Below are 1277 nucleotides of genomic sequence, written 5' to 3'. Positions count from 1 at the left end.
GGGGAGTGTCCTGAAGTCTGTGTATTTGGCCCGGCCCATGCGGTTTCAAATACTCAAGCGTCGAAGCGCTCGCCGAACATTATGGCGAACTGATTGCGGGCCGCAAACCATTCCCGGACGTTCCGGCCATCCTTCTCAAATTTTCGGATGGCGAGGTAGATCAGCTTGGTCGCTGCCTCGTCGGTCGGGAAGGAGCCCCGCGTCTTGATCGTTTTCCGGATCACGCGGTTCAGGCTTTCTATGGCATTCGTGGTATAAATGATTTTCCGGATCGCCGGATCGAAGGCAAAGAACGGAATTACCTCCTGCCATGCCCGGCGCCAGGCCGGGGCGATGGACGCGTATTTCCCGGCCCATTTTTCCTCGAAGGCATCGAGCTCGGCCTCGGCCGAATCGGCGGTCGAGGCGCTGTAAATCCGGCGCAGGTCGGCGGCCACGGCCTTGCGGTCCTTCCAGGAACAGAAATTCAGGGAATGGCGCACCAGATGCACGATGCAGGTCTGGACCATGGCATCCGGGAAGGCGGCGGTTATGGCCTCGGGAAAGCCCTTCAGCCCGTCCACGACAGCGATCAGGACGTCCTGGACGCCCCGGTTTTTCAGCTCGTTCATCACCGAGAGCCAGAATTTGGCGCCCTCGTTCTCGGCGATCCACAGGCCAAGAACCTCACGGCTCCCCTCGCGGGTAACGCCGAGAGCGACGTAGACGGCCTTGTTCTTGACTGTCCGGCTGTCGGCATCACGGATCTTCACCCGTAGCGCGTCGAAGATCACGATAGGATACATCCGGTCCAAGGCGCGGCTCTGCCATTCCCTGACTTCGTCCAGCACCGCATCGGTGACGCGGCTGATCAGGTCGGGCGAGACCTTCAGGCCGTAGAGATCAAGCAGATGGGCCTGGATGTCCCGCACCGTCAGACCGGCGGCGTAGAGCCCGACGATCTTATCATCGATCCCATCGATCCGGGTCTGCCCCTTCCTCACCAGCTCGGGCTCGAAGCTGCTGTTACGGTCCCGCGGGATCGCAACCGGCATCTCCCCGTCCTGGCCTTTCAGAACCTTGGTCGACGTGCCGTTGCGCCGGTTGCTCTGACCGGGAGGAGCGTCCTCGCCTTCTTCATAGCCCAGATGCGCTGTCAGCTCGGCACCCAGCATCCGCTCCATGAGCTTGATCTTCAGCTCTTTCATCAGCCCGGCATCGCCGAGCAGGTCTTCAGGGCGCTCCACGCCCTTCAGCAATTCGTCCAGGATTTCTTTCGAGATGCTCATTCATGCTTC

1 protein-coding gene is annotated in these 1277 nt (G+C 60.8%); it reads right to left on the bottom strand.

The annotated features are described in order from the left end of the window. Positions 1 to 53 precede the first annotated feature (53 nt). The gene (locus AB1A62_RS22155) at positions 54 to 1268 is read right to left on the bottom strand and encodes an IS256 family transposase (RefSeq protein ID WP_366663614.1); all 1215 of its coding nucleotides are present in this window, start codon (positions 1266 to 1268) and stop codon (positions 54 to 56) included. Between the last annotated feature and the right edge of the window lie 9 nt (positions 1269 to 1277).

Source organism: Leisingera sp. JC11 (genome assembly GCF_040704725.1).
Classification (GTDB): Bacteria; Pseudomonadota; Alphaproteobacteria; order Rhodobacterales; family Rhodobacteraceae; genus Leisingera.
The sequence above is the reverse complement of the archived record's forward strand: the minus strand, read 5'-3'. Positions and strand labels throughout refer to the sequence as shown.